Annotated in this window: 14 protein-coding genes; 7 read left to right on the top strand and 7 right to left on the bottom strand. The window is 73.7% G+C overall.

The genetic code is table 11. The features are described 5' to 3' along the window. Positions 1 to 28 precede the first annotated feature (28 nt). Entirely contained in the window at positions 29 to 1,006 is a 978-nt protein-coding gene (locus Cs7R123_RS15350) for a stage II sporulation protein M (RefSeq protein WP_212827156.1), read from the top strand. Here the strand turns inward: Cs7R123_RS15350 and Cs7R123_RS15345 are convergent. The 5 genes from Cs7R123_RS15345 to Cs7R123_RS15325 are packed head-to-tail and all read right to left on the bottom strand — an operon-like array spanning position 992 to position 6,000. Then, a complete protein-coding gene (locus Cs7R123_RS15345) occupies positions 992 to 2,299 on the bottom strand; it encodes a DUF58 domain-containing protein (RefSeq protein ID WP_212827154.1) in 1,308 nt (435 codons plus the stop codon). The two genes, Cs7R123_RS15350 and Cs7R123_RS15345, sit on opposite strands and share 15 nt — an antisense overlap. Then, the gene (locus Cs7R123_RS15340) at positions 2,299 to 3,276 is read right to left on the bottom strand and encodes a MoxR family ATPase (protein ID WP_244871843.1); all 978 of its coding nucleotides are present in this window, start codon (positions 3,274 to 3,276) and stop codon (positions 2,299 to 2,301) included. Before Cs7R123_RS15340 ends, Cs7R123_RS15345 begins: the two co-directional genes overlap by 1 nt. Then, complete coding sequence (locus Cs7R123_RS15335; RefSeq protein WP_212827152.1) at positions 3,273 to 4,580, bottom strand: DUF4350 domain-containing protein; 1,308 nt, start codon at positions 4,578 to 4,580, stop codon at positions 3,273 to 3,275. The genes Cs7R123_RS15340 and Cs7R123_RS15335 overlap by 4 nt, the downstream gene beginning before the upstream one ends. Beyond that, positions 4,577 to 5,152 carry a DUF4129 domain-containing protein gene (locus tag Cs7R123_RS15330; protein WP_212827150.1) on the bottom strand — a complete coding sequence of 192 codons (576 nt, stop codon included), beginning with the start codon at positions 5,150 to 5,152 and terminating at the stop codon, positions 4,577 to 4,579. Before Cs7R123_RS15330 ends, Cs7R123_RS15335 begins: the two co-directional genes overlap by 4 nt. Then, positions 5,149 to 6,000 carry a hypothetical protein gene (locus Cs7R123_RS15325; RefSeq protein WP_212827148.1) on the bottom strand — a complete coding sequence of 284 codons (852 nt, stop codon included), beginning with the start codon at positions 5,998 to 6,000 and terminating at the stop codon, positions 5,149 to 5,151. The genes Cs7R123_RS15330 and Cs7R123_RS15325 overlap by 4 nt, the downstream gene beginning before the upstream one ends. A 217-nt stretch (positions 6,001 to 6,217) precedes the next feature. On the opposite strand from Cs7R123_RS15325, the gene mtrA reads away from it, so the two are divergent. From mtrA to hpf, 5 genes are all read left to right on the top strand, one after another. Beyond that, on the top strand, positions 6,218 to 6,907 hold the full coding sequence (gene mtrA / locus Cs7R123_RS15320; RefSeq protein WP_212827146.1) for an MtrAB system response regulator MtrA: 690 nt from the start codon (positions 6,218 to 6,220) through the stop codon (positions 6,905 to 6,907). A gap of 238 nt (positions 6,908 to 7,145) precedes the next feature. Then, positions 7,146 to 8,711: an MtrAB system histidine kinase MtrB gene (gene mtrB, locus Cs7R123_RS15315; protein WP_212829192.1), complete on the top strand. Its 1,566-nt coding sequence runs from the start codon at positions 7,146 to 7,148 to the stop codon at positions 8,709 to 8,711. After that, complete coding sequence (locus Cs7R123_RS15310) at positions 8,708 to 10,564, top strand: LpqB family beta-propeller domain-containing protein (protein ID WP_212827144.1); 1,857 nt, start codon at positions 8,708 to 8,710, stop codon at positions 10,562 to 10,564. Before mtrB ends, Cs7R123_RS15310 begins: the two co-directional genes overlap by 4 nt. A 3-nt stretch (positions 10,565 to 10,567) precedes the next feature. Further along, on the top strand, positions 10,568 to 11,308 hold the full coding sequence (locus tag Cs7R123_RS15305; protein WP_244871842.1) for a ComF family protein: 741 nt from the start codon (positions 10,568 to 10,570) through the stop codon (positions 11,306 to 11,308). A 271-nt stretch (positions 11,309 to 11,579) separates the two neighbouring features. After that, positions 11,580 to 12,197, top strand: coding sequence for a ribosome hibernation-promoting factor, HPF/YfiA family (gene hpf, locus Cs7R123_RS15300; RefSeq protein WP_212827142.1), 618 nt, complete (start codon positions 11,580 to 11,582; stop codon positions 12,195 to 12,197). A gap of 102 nt (positions 12,198 to 12,299) precedes the next feature. Here the strand turns inward: hpf and Cs7R123_RS15295 are convergent, their stop codons facing one another. Together Cs7R123_RS15295 and Cs7R123_RS15290 are read right to left on the bottom strand one after the other, a co-directional pair. Beyond that, complete coding sequence (locus Cs7R123_RS15295; protein ID WP_212827140.1) at positions 12,300 to 13,409, bottom strand: GNAT family N-acetyltransferase; 1,110 nt, start codon at positions 13,407 to 13,409, stop codon at positions 12,300 to 12,302. Next, complete coding sequence (locus tag Cs7R123_RS15290) at positions 13,406 to 13,975, bottom strand: GNAT family N-acetyltransferase (RefSeq protein ID WP_212827138.1); 570 nt, start codon at positions 13,973 to 13,975, stop codon at positions 13,406 to 13,408. The genes Cs7R123_RS15295 and Cs7R123_RS15290 overlap by 4 nt, the downstream gene beginning before the upstream one ends. 57 nt (positions 13,976 to 14,032) lie before the next feature. Here Cs7R123_RS15290 and Cs7R123_RS15285 point away from each other — a divergent pair, with 57 nt between their 5' ends. Beyond that, positions 14,033 to 14,485 (top strand): hypothetical protein, encoded by a 453-nt coding sequence (locus tag Cs7R123_RS15285; RefSeq protein ID WP_212827136.1) that lies wholly within the window; start codon positions 14,033 to 14,035, stop codon positions 14,483 to 14,485. Positions 14,486 to 14,585: the final 100 nt, after the last annotated feature.

Below are 14,585 nucleotides of genomic sequence, written 5' to 3'. Positions count from 1 at the left end.
CCCCTCCCGCGCCGGGGAGGGACGAGCAGTGGACCTGGACGCGTACGTCGCCGAGCACCGGGGCGAGTGGCGCCGGCTGGACACGCTGAGCCGCCGCAGGCGGCTGAGCGCCGCCGAGGCCGACGAACTGGTCGTGCTGTACCAGCGGGTCGCCACGCACCTGTCCGTGGTGCGCAGCCGCACTCCGGACCCCTCCCTGGTGGCCGAGCTGTCCCGGCTGACCCTGGCGGCCCGTGCGGCGATCACCGGGCCCGCCGCGTTCGACTGGCGCAGCGTCCCCCGCTTCTTCACCCACAGCCTCCCGCTGAGCCTGTACGTCGCCCGCCGCTGGTGGATCACGTCCGCGCTGGTCTTCCTGGCCGTCTCGGCGGTGCTGGCCGTCTGGGTCATCGAGGACCCCGGCGTGGCCGGGGCGTTCGGGCTGAGCGACAGCGACATCCGGGCCCTGGTCGACCACGAGTTCGCCGACTACTACAGCGAGTACGACTCGCATGTCTTCGGCGCCCTGGTGTGGACGAACAACGCCTGGATCTCGGTGCAGTGCCTGGTCTCGGGGATAACCATCCTGCCGGTCTTCTACCTGCTGTGGCAGAACGCGCTCAACCTCGGCCTCACCGGCGGGCTCATGATCGGCCACGGCGGCGCCGGGCAGTTCTTCGGGCTGATCGCCCCGCACGGCCTGCTGGAGCTGACCTGCATCTTCGTCTCGGCCGGGATCGGGCTGCGGCTGGGCTGGTCGTGGATCGTGCCGCTGCCGGGGATGGGCCGGGCGCAGTCGCTGGCGGTCACCGCGGTCCAGAGCATGGTCGGCGCGGTGGGGCTGGTCGGCCTGCTCGCGGTGGCCGGGTTCCTGGAGTCGTTCGTGACCCCGTCCGCGCTGCCGCTGCTGGTGCGCGACGCGATCGGCCTCACGGTGTGGCTGGCGTTCCTGGCGTACGTCTTCGTCCTCGGCGCCCGGGCGCAGCGGCGCGAGGCCGCCGCACCCGAGCGGTCAGAGCTTTCCTGAGGCCTTGAGGTCGAGGTAGGCGTCGGTGACCCGGCTGGCGAACACGTCGGCCGGGAAGTCCAGCACGGTGACGCCGTTGCGGCTGAGCGCGCCCGCGATGCGCTCGCGGTCGGCCAGCGCCCGCGCCCCGGCGGCCGCGGTGTAGACGTCGTTGGGCACGTCCAGCGGCCGGGCGGCCAGTTCGGTGAGCGCATGGTCGTGCACGGCCGCGACCAGCACCCGGTGCCGGGCCGCGAGCCTCGGCAGCACCGGGAGCAGGCCCTCGCCCAGCGCTCCCGGCTCCAGCGCGGTGAACACCACCACCAGGCTGCGCTTGCGCTCGCGGCGCAGCACCTCGCTGGTGATCAGCTCGAAGTCGGTCTCGACCATCGCGGGATGAAGCGGCGCGACGGCCTCGATCAGGCGCGGCAGCAGCGACCGGCCCTGCACGGCGGTGACCACGGTGCGGACCCGGTGGTCGGCGGCGATGAGGTCGACCTGGTCACCGGCTTCGCGGGCCACGGCGGCCAGCAGCAGCGCCGCGTCCATCGCCGCGTCCAGGCGCGGCTCGTCGCCGACGCGCACCGCGCTGGTGCGGCCGGTGTCGAGCACGCAGACCACCCGGCGCGACCGCTCGGGGCGCCAGGTGCGCAGCATGACGTCGCCGCGGCGGGCGGTGGCCCGCCAGTCGATGGAGCGGACGTCGTCGCCGGGGACGTACTCGCGCAGCACGTCGAACTCGCTGCCCTGGCCCCGGCCCCGGATCGCGGTGCTGCCCTCGACGGTGCGCAGGCGCGACAGCTTCTCCGGCAGGTGCTTGCGCGAGGCGAACCGGGGCAGCACCCGCAGCGTCCACGCCACGTCGTGATCGGCCTGCCGGAACGCCAGCCCCCACGGGCCGAGGCTGCGGACGGTCACCCGCCCGGCGGGCCGGTCGCCGCGCCGGGTGGGGGTGAGCACCGTGGGCAGCAGGGCCGTGGCGCCTGCGGGCAGGCTCAGCTCGTACGGCTCGTCCGCGGCGCCCGCCGAGGGCGTCCACGCGTCGCGGACCCGCAGCCGCCCGCCGGTGCCGGTCGGGTTGCGCACCGACAGCGCGACCTGGGTGGACTCGCCGAGCCGGACGGTGCGCGCGCCGCTGCGGGCCAGGGTCAGCCGCCTCGGGTCCACGGCCCGGGACCGGTCGACGGCCACCAGCGCGGCGAGCAGGGCCACCACCGCGCCGAACACGGCCTGCGGGTACACGCCCAGGATCGACCCGGCGATGACCGCGACGCAGCCCGCGGCCGCCAGTGCGGCGGTGCGTGCGGTGGGCATCAGCGGGGCGTCGGGACGGTCGCCAGCACGGAGTCGAGCACCGCGTCGGCGGTGACGCCCTCCAGCTCCGCCTCCGGGGTCAGCCGCAGCCGGTGCCGCAGCGTCGGCCGCGCCATGATCTTCACGTCGTCGGGCGTGACGTGGTCGCGCCCGGCCAGCCACGCCCACGCCTTCGACGTGGCCAGCAGCGAGGTGGCCCCGCGCGGGGAGGCGCCGAGCTCGACCGAGGGCATGGCCCGCGTCGCCCGGCAGACGTCCACGATGTACGCCATGACGCCGTCGGCGACGGTGATGCGGCCGACCGCCTCGCGGGCGGCGGCCAGCTCGGCGGCCCCGGCCACGGCCTGGACGCCGACCGCCTTCAGGTCGCGCGGGTCGAATCCGCCGTGGTGGGCGCGCAGCACGCCCAGCTCCTCGTCGCGGGTGGGCAGCGGCACGGTCAGCTTCAGCAGGAACCGGTCCACCTGCGCCTCGGGCAGCGGGTAGGTGCCCTCGTGCTCGACCGGGTTCTGGGTCGCGGCGACCAGGAACGGGTCGGGCAGCGGCCGGGTCACGCCGTCGGCGGAGACCTGGCGCTCCTCCATGACCTCCAGCAGCGACGACTGGGTCTTCGGCGGCGTACGGTTGATCTCGTCGGCCAGCAGCAGGTTCGTGAAGACCGGGCCCGGCCGGAACTGGAACTCGGTGGTCCGCGGGTCGTAGATGACCGACCCGGTGACGTCGCCGGGCATCAGGTCGGGGGTGAACTGGACCCGCTTCATGTCCAGCTTCAGCGACGCGGCCAGGGTGCGCACGAGCAGCGTCTTGGCCACGCCGGGCGGGCCCTCCAGCAGCACGTGCCCCCGGCACAGCAGGGCGATGACCAGCCCGGCCACCACGCCGTCCTGGCCCACCACGGCCTTGGCGACCTCGGTGCGCAGGCGGCCGAGCGCCTCGCGGGCCGGGTCGGCGGGTTCGAACGTCAGCGGCTCGGTCACCGGTGCTCTCCTTCGTTGATGCGGGTGCCGGTCACGGTGTCGACCAGCGTCTTCAGTTCGGCGGCGCGGGCGTGCAGCTCGGCGTCGGAGCTCGGTTCGGGGCCGTACAGCAGGTCGTCGAGCTGGGCGCGGCGGCCGGGCAGGCGCGCCTCCAGCGCGTCGGCCAGCTGCTCCCGGTCGGCGGTCGGGGGCAGGCCCAGTGCGGCGCGCAGCCGGGTGCGGGCGCCGGTGCGCAGCGTCTCCAGCGCCGGGCCGCGGGCGCGGGCGCGCTGGTAGAGGCGGCCTCGGCCGAGCGCCGTCTCGGCGCCGCGCACCTCGACCGGCAGCGGTTCGACCGCCGGGGCGCCCAGCCGCCGGCCCTTGGCCAGCGCCAGCAGCAGCCCGGCGAGCAGGAGCAGCAGCACGGTCCAGAACGTCCAGTCGGGGAACGGGCTGGGCGGCGGCGGAATGTCCGGCAACGAGCCCGGGTCCGGGTCGCCGTCGTCGTCAGCCTCGGCGCCGGGCTCGTCGTTCGGGCGCTGGTACACGGTGCCGGGCGGCGCTGGGGAGGCTCCGGGCGCCGGGCTGGCCGTCACCACCACGACGGGCTCGTCCGGCGGCGCGGCCTCGGGGGCGTGCAGGTCGAGCCAGATCAGCGTCTTGTGGCGGCTGAGCAGGTCGGCGGCCAGGCGGCTGTTGTCGTGCTCGGCCAGCCGGTCGGCCCGGAACGGCTCGTCGCTGCCCACGGCGATGAACTCGACGTCGTTGTAGCGCAGCTGGGCCAGGCCGTCGTCGTAGCAGAACACCGGCTCCTCGCGGCTGTACTTGTGCTTGAGGAACCGGGTGCGCGTCACCGCCGCCGGTCCGGCCGAGGTCAGCGTGCAGCCCGGACCCGGCCCGGTCACCGCGGTGGCCCAGCGGCGGTCGAGCACGCCGAGCGGCGGCACGAAGTCGGCCAGCTCCGAACCCGGCTCGACCAGGACCACGGTGGCCCCGTCCGGCGCCAGGTCGACGACCTTGCGGTAGTCGGGGTGCACGTAGCGCGGGGCCGGGACGAACAGCGTGACGTCGCTGCCGATCCGGTCCATGTGCCGCAGCGCGTCGCCGGTGCGGGTCTCGGTGAGGACCGCGACGCCGCGCTGGCGCAGCAGCTCGGCCAGGTCGCGGCCGCCCGTCGCACCGGGCGAGGTCGGCGCGAGGTACGCCGGCTCGGCCGGGTCGGTCTGCTCGACCGCGTGCGCGGTCAGCGTGACCGCGATCAGCGCCACCACCGGCACGAACGGCAGGACCAGCCGCAGCGCGCGGCGCTTCTTCGCAGGCGTCATGCCCGGCCTCGCAGCTGCTCGTGGACGCGGTCGAGGCAGTCCTTGACCGTCGCGTCGTGGTCGGCGGTGGCGGGGCGCCTGCCGTACCAGATGGTGGAGAAGGTCTCGGTCGCGGTCGTCACCGCCGGGGCCAGTTCGGGCCGGGCCGCGCCCGCGGCGCGCGCCAGTTCGGCCACGGTCAGGCCGGGCTGGGCGCCGACCACGTCGCGGTCGACCAGCTCGCGGACGATGGCGCGCAGCCGCTCCCGGACCGCCTCGGCGTAGCGGCCCTGGGCCGCGAGCCGGTCGGCCAGCGTGGCGAAGACGGCGGGGGCGACGTCGGGCAGCTCGTCCGGGGCCGCCTCGACCGCGGCGATCTCCTCCTCGGTCACCACGACGGCCTGCTCCGCGCGCTTGGGCCGCTTGTGCCGCCGGCCCCAGCCCTTCGTCAGGTTCCACCTGTTCGGCAGCCAGGCCGGCCAGGTCAGCCAGAGCAGGCCGACCACCCCGGCCAGCACGATCAGGCACAGCAGGGTCAGGCCGAGCGACATGTGGTCGCTCCAGGCGGCGACCGCTTCGTCCCACCACCTCATCGCGTCACCACCAGGGCGTCGGCGGTCAGCGGGCGGCGCAGCGCGGCGCGGTTGAGCCAGATGTCGAGGCCCTCGACCCGGGCCCGGGACTCGACCAGCAGGGCGGCGTCGAGCGCGGCCAGGCTGGCGTACGCCAGCGCGTTGGCCAGCACCAGCGCGGGCAGCAGCACCCAGTCGTAGCCCGCGTGGTCCAGCGGGAGGAAGTCCTCCCCGGCGATGACGCCGAGGAAGAAGCCGAACCGCAGCAGCGCCCAGGCCACCCAGCCCAGCAGGCGTACGCCGGTGACGCGCAGGCCGCCCCGGAACGCCAGGGCCGCGGCCCGGCCCAGCGCCCCGGCGGGGCTGCGCCGCTCGACGTACAGCGCCACGGCGGCCAGCCCGAACAGGGGGTAGCCGACCAGCCACACCGGGCCCAGGAACGCGCCGAACAGGGCCGGGGCGCCCGCGAGCAGGGCCACCAGCGCGGTCTTGGCGATCATCGAGGCGCGGAGGCGGCCCAGCGCGCGGGCCGGCACCCCGGTGACGTCGGCGACGACGGCCCGGCCCGTGACCAGGCCGAGCGCCACGATGATCATCGCTTCGAGGCCCATGCCGAGCGCGAAGACCGGCCAGTAGTCGGAGAACAGGTCGGGCGGGCCGGAGGCGAGGTGGTAGTCCAGGGCGAGCCGGGACGGGTACAGCACCGCCTGCTCCAGCACGGCCAGCACCGCGGCCGCCGTCAGCAGCGTGCGCGCGTTGCGGTGCACCAGCTGCATCGCCGCGTCCAGCAGCTCGCCGAGGGTGAGCGGGCGCAGCGGCACGGCTCGCTCGTGCGGCGGCTGGTGCGCGACCGGCGCGGCGCGGTCCAAGGGGTGCTCCGGGGGGTGTGGGGGTGGGGGTGGGGCAGCGCCCGCCATCCTGGCACGCCGGGGCCAGTCGCGTGGTCCCCACCCTCGTCCGGCGTAGCCGGTCGCGGGGTGCCTACCCTGGCCGATCGGACGAGATCCGCGAAGCCGGTTCGTGTCTTGCGGGATGGGATGGAATATTGGACGGCATGAACGAGCCGATGCTGCCTGGAGCGACTGGATGAGGGCCCGAGTCCTCGTTGTGGACGACGATCCCGCCCTGGCGGAGATGCTCGGCATCGTGCTGCGCAGTGAGGGGTTCGTGCCGGCCTTCGTCGCCGACGGCGAGCGGGCGCTGGCCGCGTTCCGCGAGGCGCGGCCGGACGTCGTGCTGCTGGACCTGATGCTGCCCGGCATGAGCGGCCTGGATGTGTGCCGCGCGATCCGCGCCGAGTCCGGCGTGCCGATCGTGATGCTGACCGCGAAGAGCGACACCGTGGACGTGGTGCTCGGGCTGGAGTCCGGCGCCGACGACTACGTGGTCAAGCCGTTCAAGCCCAAGGAGCTGGTGGCCCGGGTGCGGGCCCGGCTGCGCCGCGGCGAGGACGTCACCCCCGAACTGCTCACGATCGGGCCGCCGAACAACCAGATCGTCATCGACGTGCCCGCGCACACCGTGACCCGCAACGGCGAAGAGGTGAAGCTGACGCCGCTGGAGTTCGACCTGCTGGTGGCGCTGGCCCGCAAGCCGCGCCAGGTGTTCACGCGCGAGGTGCTGCTGGAGCAGGTCTGGGGCTACCGCCACTCGGCCGACACCCGGCTGGTGAACGTGCACGTGCAGCGCCTGCGCGCCAAGATCGAGCCGGACCCGGAGCGGCCGGAGATCATCTTGACCGTGCGCGGGGTGGGCTACAAGGCCGGTACCAGCTAATCTTGTCCCCACTGTGACCACCCCCACCCCCCGCCCCGACCTGCTGTCCGACACCGCCGAGGGCGGCGGGGACGGCCGTTCGGCCGCGCGCGGCGCCCGCGCCCGGCAGCTGGTGCTCGGCCTGAGCCGCCTGGTCCGCCGGGCGGCCCGGGTGCCCGCGCTGCGCCCGGCCGCGCGCAAGCTGGCGCCCGTGCTGCGGCAGGGGCGGCGCACCTGGCGCCGCTCGCTGCAACTGCGCATGGTCACCATCACCCTGCTGTCCTCCAGCGTGCTGGTCGGCGGCTTCGGCTACCTGGTGGCCAAGCGCAGCAACGACGCGCTGCTGCGGGGCGCCGAGCACGAGGCCGAGCAGCGGTTCGACAACGGCGTCGTCGACGCGACCGAGCAGCTGAACATCATGCTGACCGCGGAAGACCCCAAGATCCAGCAAGACATCACCCTGCTGCTCAGCTCGCTGGCGGGGCAGCGCGCGGACGCCAGCGGCGTGGTGGTGGCGATGCGCTTCAAGGACGAGCCCGCGCGGACGCTGCCCAGCGAGGGCCTGGTGTGGCCGGTGGGCCACGACGTCGGCAAGGCCGTCACGAAGGAACTCGAGGACGACGTGATGGCGGGCGGGTCCAGCCATCAGTACGTCACCGCCGACCTCGGCGGCGACGACGGCCAGAGCACCTACCTCGTGTACGGCTCACCCGTGCCGACCCGCTGGAAGCACGGCTCGGTGCAGCTCTACTACCTCTTCCCGGTCGACAGCCAGATGGCCATCGCCGACGACATCCGCTCGACCATCAATTACATCGGCGCGGCGCTGGTCCTGCTGCTCGGCGTCGTGACCGCGCTGGTCACCCGCGCGACGGTCAGCCCGGTCCGCGTGGCGGCGCGCACCGCCCAGCGCCTGTCGGCCGGACTGCTCGACCAGCGGATGACCGTCAAGGGCGAGGACGAGCTGGCCCTGCTGGCCGACGCGTTCAACCAGATGGCGGCCAACCTGCAACGGCAGATCGTGCGGCTGGAGGAGATGTCGCGGCTCCAGCGCCGGTTCACCTCCGACGTCTCGCACGAGCTGCGTACGCCGCTGACCACCGTCCGGATGGCGGCCGACCTGATCCACTCCGAGCGCGACAGCTTCGAACCGGCCGTGGCCCGCAGCGCCGAGCTGCTGCTGGGCGAGCTGGACCGGTTTGAGGAGCTGCTGACCGACCTGCTGGAGATCAGCCGCTTCGACGCCGGCTTCGCCATGCTCGACGCCGAGCCGACGGACCTGGTCACCGTGGTGCGCCGGGTGACCGAGCGGCTGGAACCGGTCGCCGAGCGCCTGAACGTCTCGCTGGAACTGGTCGCGCCCGACCCGCCGGTGATCGCCGAGATCGACGGCCGCCGGGTCGAGCGCATCCTGCGCAACCTGGTCGGCAACGCGCTCGACCATGCCGAGGGCAGGCCGGTGGTGGTGACGCTCGGGGTGGACAACCGGGCCGTCGCGATCACCGTCCGCGACTTCGGCGTGGGCCTGAAGGCGGGGGAGGACAAGCTCGTGTTCAACCGGTTCTGGCGGGCCGACCCGTCGCGGGCCAGGCAGACCGGCGGCACCGGCCTCGGCCTGTCCATCAGCCTGGAGGACGCGCGCCTGCACGGTGGCTGGCTGGAGGCCTGGGGCGCGCCCGGCCGGGGTGCCCAGTTCCGGCTGACCCTGCCGGTCCGCGCCGGCGGCCGCCTCGCCGGCTCGCCGCTGCCGCTGGTGCCCACCGACCTGCCCGCCCCGCGCGACGGTGCCGAGGACCGGGTCCGCCAGCAGGGAGCCGCGGCGTGACCGGGCTCGACCGCCGCCGCCTGCTGGGCCTGTTCACGGGCGCGGGTGCCGCGCTCGCGCTGGGCGCGTGCAGCATCGGGCCCGGCGACGAGGTGGTCCGCGACCGGCTGGGCCCCACGGCCGGACCGGGCGTGGCGCCGGCGACCCTGGCCACCCCGCCCAAGCGCACCGCCACCGAGGTGCACGGCGACCTGGTGAAGCAGTTCCTCCAGGCAGCGGCCGGCGACCACGGCTCGCAGGCGTCGCACGCGCAGGTGATGGAGGTGCTCAAGAGCTACCTCAGCCCCAGGGCGATCGAGGAGTGGAGCCCGGGCACCGAGGTCAACCTGGTCCGGTTCACCTCGCAGCCGACCCGCAACGGGCCCAACGGCGTCAACTTCTCCGTGCAGCACCTGGGCGTGCTCACCCCGGACGGCCGGGTCGAGCCGCCCCGGCTGACCCAGAAGACGTACACGGTCTACGTGGACAAGTCGACCACCAGCCCCGGTGGCCTGGTCATCACCAAGCCGCCCAACGACCTGCTGCTCATCGACACGGCGGTGCCGAGGTACTACGACGTGCGGCCCGTCTACTTCCTCAGCAGCGGCGACGCCTCGACGCTCGTGCCCGACCTGCGCTACCTGCCGCGCGCGGTGCCGCCGGAGCAGCAGGGCAACCGGCTGCTGGAATGGCTGGTCAACGGGCCGTCGTCGTGGCTGGACCGGGCGGTGGCGCGTCTGCCCGAGGGCACCGCGCGGCGGGGCAACATCACGCTGAGCACTGACAACGTGACGGTCAACCTGACCGCCAGCGTCTCCGACGCGACCGCGCTGGACAACCTGGCCGCGCAGCTGTGGTGGACGCTGCGGCCGGACCGCTCCAACCGCGGGCTGCAGCTGCGCACCGAGAGCGTGCCGGTCACCACCAGCACGGCCTACCTGTCGAAGAACGCCGCCGTGCTGGAGAGCACGGGCCAGGACGGCCCCCGCCGCTACGCGGTGGTCGACGGCAGCCTGCGCCGGGTGCCGTCGGGCCCGGCCACCGCGCCGCCGCTGGCGCTGGGCAACGTCAACCAGAACGTCGTGGTCGCCGCGGTGTCCCGCCGGGCCGAGGCGGTCGCGCTGGTGCGCAAGCGGTACGGGCGACACCAGCTGTGGATCGGCACGGCCGACCGGATCGTGTACAGCGGGCTCGAGGGCGACAGCATGTCGGCGCCCACCTGGCTGGACCGCGGCAAGTCGAAGCTCCTGGTGATCGTCGACGGGAAGATCCACGCCGTGGAAGGCGAGGGCGCGGGCGCGCACGCGCCCGTGCACGACGAGCGGCTGCCCGGCCGGGTCACCGCGATGTCGGTGGCCCCCGACGGCCGCCGGATGGCGCTGGTCATCGGCGGCAAGCTGTACGTCGCCGCCCTGATCCGCGACGGCAACCGGCTCAGCTCGTTCTCGATCGGCCAGCCGAGGCTGGTGCCGACCGGGCTCAGCGACCTGCAGGGGGTGGCCTTCACCAAGGAGGACCACCTGGTCATCGCGGGGCTCGGCGAAGAGCAGGAGGTGCTGCTCTTCGAGATCACCGTCGACGGCGTGCTGCGCTCGGCCCAGCTGAGCCCGGCCCGGCTGCACACCGAGATCTCGAACCTGGTGGCGTACGTCGACAACCCGATCACCGGGGCGGGCCTGAACCTGCTGCTCGACATTGACGGCTCGGCGTTCCAGGTGTTCGGCAACACCATCCGCGACCCGGAGCCGCTGAGCCAGTTCCTGGTGTCGTCGTCGGAGCCGACGCCCGCGGCCTCGGCCACGCCGGTCTCGCCCACGACCTCGCCGAGCCCTCCGGTGGTGCCGACCGTCTCCGCCGCCTGCTTCGAGGGCTGAGCCGTGCCGCCGGGGGGCCGCCGGGCACGGGCGGGCGCCGCCGCGACCGCCCTGTGGGGCGCGCTGAGCGACCTGGTGCTGCCTGCCGCCTGCGCGGGCTGCGGGCACGAGGGGCTGCCCCTGCGGTTCGAGGTCTGCGACGGCTGCACGGTCGAGCTGGATCGGCTGCGGGCCCTGCCCACCCGGCCGCAGCCCGCCCCGGACGGCCTGCCCGAGTGCGTGACGCTGGGCGACTACGACGGGCGGCTGCGCGAGCTGATCCTGGCGTACAAGGAGCGGGGGCGGCACCGGCTGGCCCGGCCGCTGGGCGCCCTGCTGGCCGAGGCGGTCGCCGCCGTGGTGCCGCGGTCGCCGGTGCTGCTGGTGCACGTGCCCGACACGGCCGCGGCGGCGCGGGCCCGGCACGGCGACCACATGCTGCTGCTGGCGCGCGGCACGGCCGCCCGGCTGCGGGAGGCGGGCCGTCCGGTCGGGCAGGCCCAGCCGCTGCGCGCCCTGCCCAAGGCGGACTCGGCCCAGCTGACCTCGGCGCAGCGGGCGCTGGCCGCGCTGGGCGGGTTCACCACGGCGCCGGGCCAGGTGGCCGCGGCGCGGCGGGCCGCCGCCGGGTCGGTGGTGGTGCTGCTGGACGACATCGTCACCACGGGCGCAACTTTGTCGGCCGCGGCGGCATGTTTGGCGCGTGCGGGGGTACGGGTGGAGGTATGCGTCACCCTCGCCGCGACACGCCGGACTCGTCCCTGACCGCGAATTGTGCGCGAAATTTCCGGATAATGGGGGATCGGCTGCCGGTGACGGCTCGGTGACGTGCGGTACCGAAAGGGCGAATCTCGTCAAAACAGTCTTGGTACAAGGGATGACGAGAAGCTGTCCAGCGGCTAGCGTCAGAAGCCAACCACCTGATGAGGGCCACTGGTGAACGGTGGCACGAGCGTCGGAAGGGGCTTACGCAAGTGCGCCCCGGAGCAGATCGCCGGGGCGTCCGGAATTTCGGACAGACCGTGGGAGGTCAGGCGTGGACATCGAGGTCAAGGGTCGTAATGTCGAAGTGCCCGAGCACTACAAGGTGCACGTGGCCGACAAGCTGCAGAAGATCGAGCGTTACGACCAGAAGATCATTGAAATCGACGTCGAGCTAATCCACGAGCGCAACCCGCGACAAGTTGACTCCTGCCAGCACGTTGAGATCACCTGTGTCACCCGCGGTCCCGTGATCCGCGCCGTCGGCGCCGCCGGTGACTTCTACAGCGCACTCGACCAGGCCATCGAACGTCTCGACCGCCAGATGCGCAAGGCGGCAGACCGCCGCCGGGTGCACCGCGGCCGCCGCGCGCCGATCTCCGTCGCCGCCGCGACCGCAGGGCTTCCGCTCTTCGAACCCCCCGGTGACCTCACCGCTTCGCTGTCCCGTTCCAACGGCTCCGTCGGAACGATGGACGACGAGGAGCAGCCCTGGCACATCGTCCGGGAGAAGGAGTTCTCGGGCGAGCCGATGACGATCGACGACGCGCTCTACCAGATGGAGCTCGTCGGGCACGACTTCTACCTGTTCCACGACAAGGACAGCGGCCGGCCCTGCGTGGTCTACCGCCGTCGGGCCTACGACTACGGCCTGCTCACCCTCGCCTGGTGACGTCGCTCGTGGTCACCCTCCTCTGAAAACGGTGACCCGGCGGCTCCAGCGGTCTCACACCGCCGGGGCGGCCGGGTCACCGTCCCTTTCGCACCGTCCGGGTCAGCGGAAACGCTCGGCGATGCGGACGAACTGGATGTCGTCGATCCGGGTGCCGTCGGGTCCCGGCAGCTTCGCCTTCATGTAGGCCTCCTGCTCGAACCCGGCCCGGCGCAGCACCGCCCGCGACGCCTCGTTGTAGGGGAACGTCCCCGCGCACACCCGGATCACCCCGGCGTGCTCCAGGGCCCAGTCGCTGATCAGCCGGGCCGCGCTGGTGGCCAGGCCCCGGCCGCGGAACTCGGGTCGCAGGCCGTATCCGATCAGGGCCTGCCGGGTGAACGGCTCCTGGTAGAACAGTCCGATGTCACCCGCGAACGCCCCCGTGGCGGCGTCGAGGATGACGCAGTTGGCCCGGGCGCCGGCCAGCCAGTCCGCGCCGGTCGACTCGCAGCGCAGGCGCATGAACTCGGCGGTGCCGCGCGGGCCCAGGTTCGTCTTGGCCACCTCGGGCAGCGCGTGGAGCGCGAGCAGGTCGTCGGCGTCGGCGACGGTGATCGGGCGGATGGTCGCGTTGCCGTCGGTCAGCTGCCCGCCGGGGAAGTCGGGCAGGCCGGGCGCGACCCGGTCGCCCGAGTCCGCGGCGAGCCGGACGAACGCGGTCAGGTCGACGCGCTCGCCGAACCGGTCGGTGCCGGCGCCGCGGCGTACCCCCTCGCGGGTGAAGCCCGCCGCCAGCGCCACCCGCTGGCTGGCCTCGTTCGTGGCGGCGGTGAGCAGCTCCAGCCGGACCAGGCCGCGCTCCCGGAAGGCCCAGCCGGCCACGGCCCGCGCCGCCGCGGTGGCGACACCCTGGCGGCGGGCCCACGGCGCGACCCAGTAGCCCACCTCGGCCTGGCCACGGCCGGCCACGACGTGCGACATCCCGGCGCCGCCCAGCACCCGGTCGGTGGCCGGGTCGACGACGGCCCACGCGGCGCCGTCGGCCTGCCACGCCGCCGGGGCGCCGGTCGTGATCCACCAGCGCGCGTCCCCGGCCGTGTACGGCGAGGGCAGCAGCGGCAGGTACCGGGCGATCTCCGGGTCGCCGCACGCCCGGGAAACCTCTTCGACGTCACGCTCTGCCCACGGGCGCAGCCGCACCGCACCGCCGTCGACGATCGTCTCGTTCATGCCAGGTCCTCCTGTATCAGCGCCGCGATCCAGCAGTCGCGCCGCTCGCCCCGGTGCGCGCACCCGCCGCGCTGCACCCCTTCGAACACGAAGCCCGCCTTCTCCGCGACGCGGCGGGAGCCGTCGTTGCCGACGTGGGCCTTCCACTCGACCCGGGCCAGGCCCAGCTCGCGCAGACCGTACTCGGCGGCAGCGCGCAGGGCGGCGGGCATGTAACCGCGCCCGCGAGCGTACGGTGCCGTGATGAAGCCCACGTCGGCGACCTCGGGGTCCTTGCCCACACGCAGGTCGAGCTGCCCGACGTACGACCCCTCGGCGTCGGCGACGACCCAGCAGGCGCCCTGGCGCCGCTGCCACCAGCCCGGCGCGTACTCGGTGACGAACCCGGCGGCCATCTCGGCGTCGTAGCCGAGCGGGACCGTGGTCCAGCGGACCGTCTCGGGGTCTGAGCAGGCCTTTTGGATCGCATCCGCGTCTCGCGCCTCGGCCGGTCGCAACGTAAGGTGCTCGCCGTGACTCGTAGTGGCGTTAAGAACAGGCTGAGGGCTGTCGTAAGGAGTGGCCATGCGGCCACCCTGGCACACCGTGGGATGACCCGCACACGGTTATCTGCCCTCGGCGCGGTGGTGCTGACCCTGGCCGGGGTGCTGACCTGGGCGTTGTGGCCGGGGGAGGAGCCGCGGTCCCGCCAGTACCGCGAGGCCGTCGCGTGCCTGCTCACCGACGACCAGGGCCTGCGGGGCGCGCAGGCGGCCGAGGTGTGGTCCGGCATGCAGGACGCCTCGCTGGAGACCCTGGCGCGGGTGCAGTACCTCACGGTCGACGGCGCGCAGACCGTGGAGAACGCCCGGGGTCTGCTCAACAGCCAGATCCAGAGCCGGTGCTCGATGGTTCTGGCGGTGGGCGAGGCCCCCGGTGCGGCGGTGCGGGAGGCCGCTCCGGTCCATCCTGGAGTTATGTTTGTGCTGTTCGGAGACATGATCAACGGGGCCCCGAAGAATTTGTCCGTTATGAAGTCTTCGCGTGGTGACGTACACGATGTCCTGGTTGATGAAATGGGCTCTGACCTGCGGTAACAGGTCTTAGCTTGACGTTTGTGCTGGCAGGCTCCAAGATCTCCCCCGTTTTCATCACGGGGAGGAGCCCAGCCCATGGGCGGTCGTTCGACCAGGCGTT

The sequence above is a fragment of the Catellatospora sp. TT07R-123 genome (assembly GCF_018327705.1).
In the GTDB taxonomy this organism is placed as follows: domain Bacteria; phylum Actinomycetota; class Actinomycetes; order Mycobacteriales; family Micromonosporaceae; genus Catellatospora.
The sequence above is the reverse complement of the archived record's forward strand: the minus strand, read 5'-3'. Positions and strand labels throughout refer to the sequence as shown.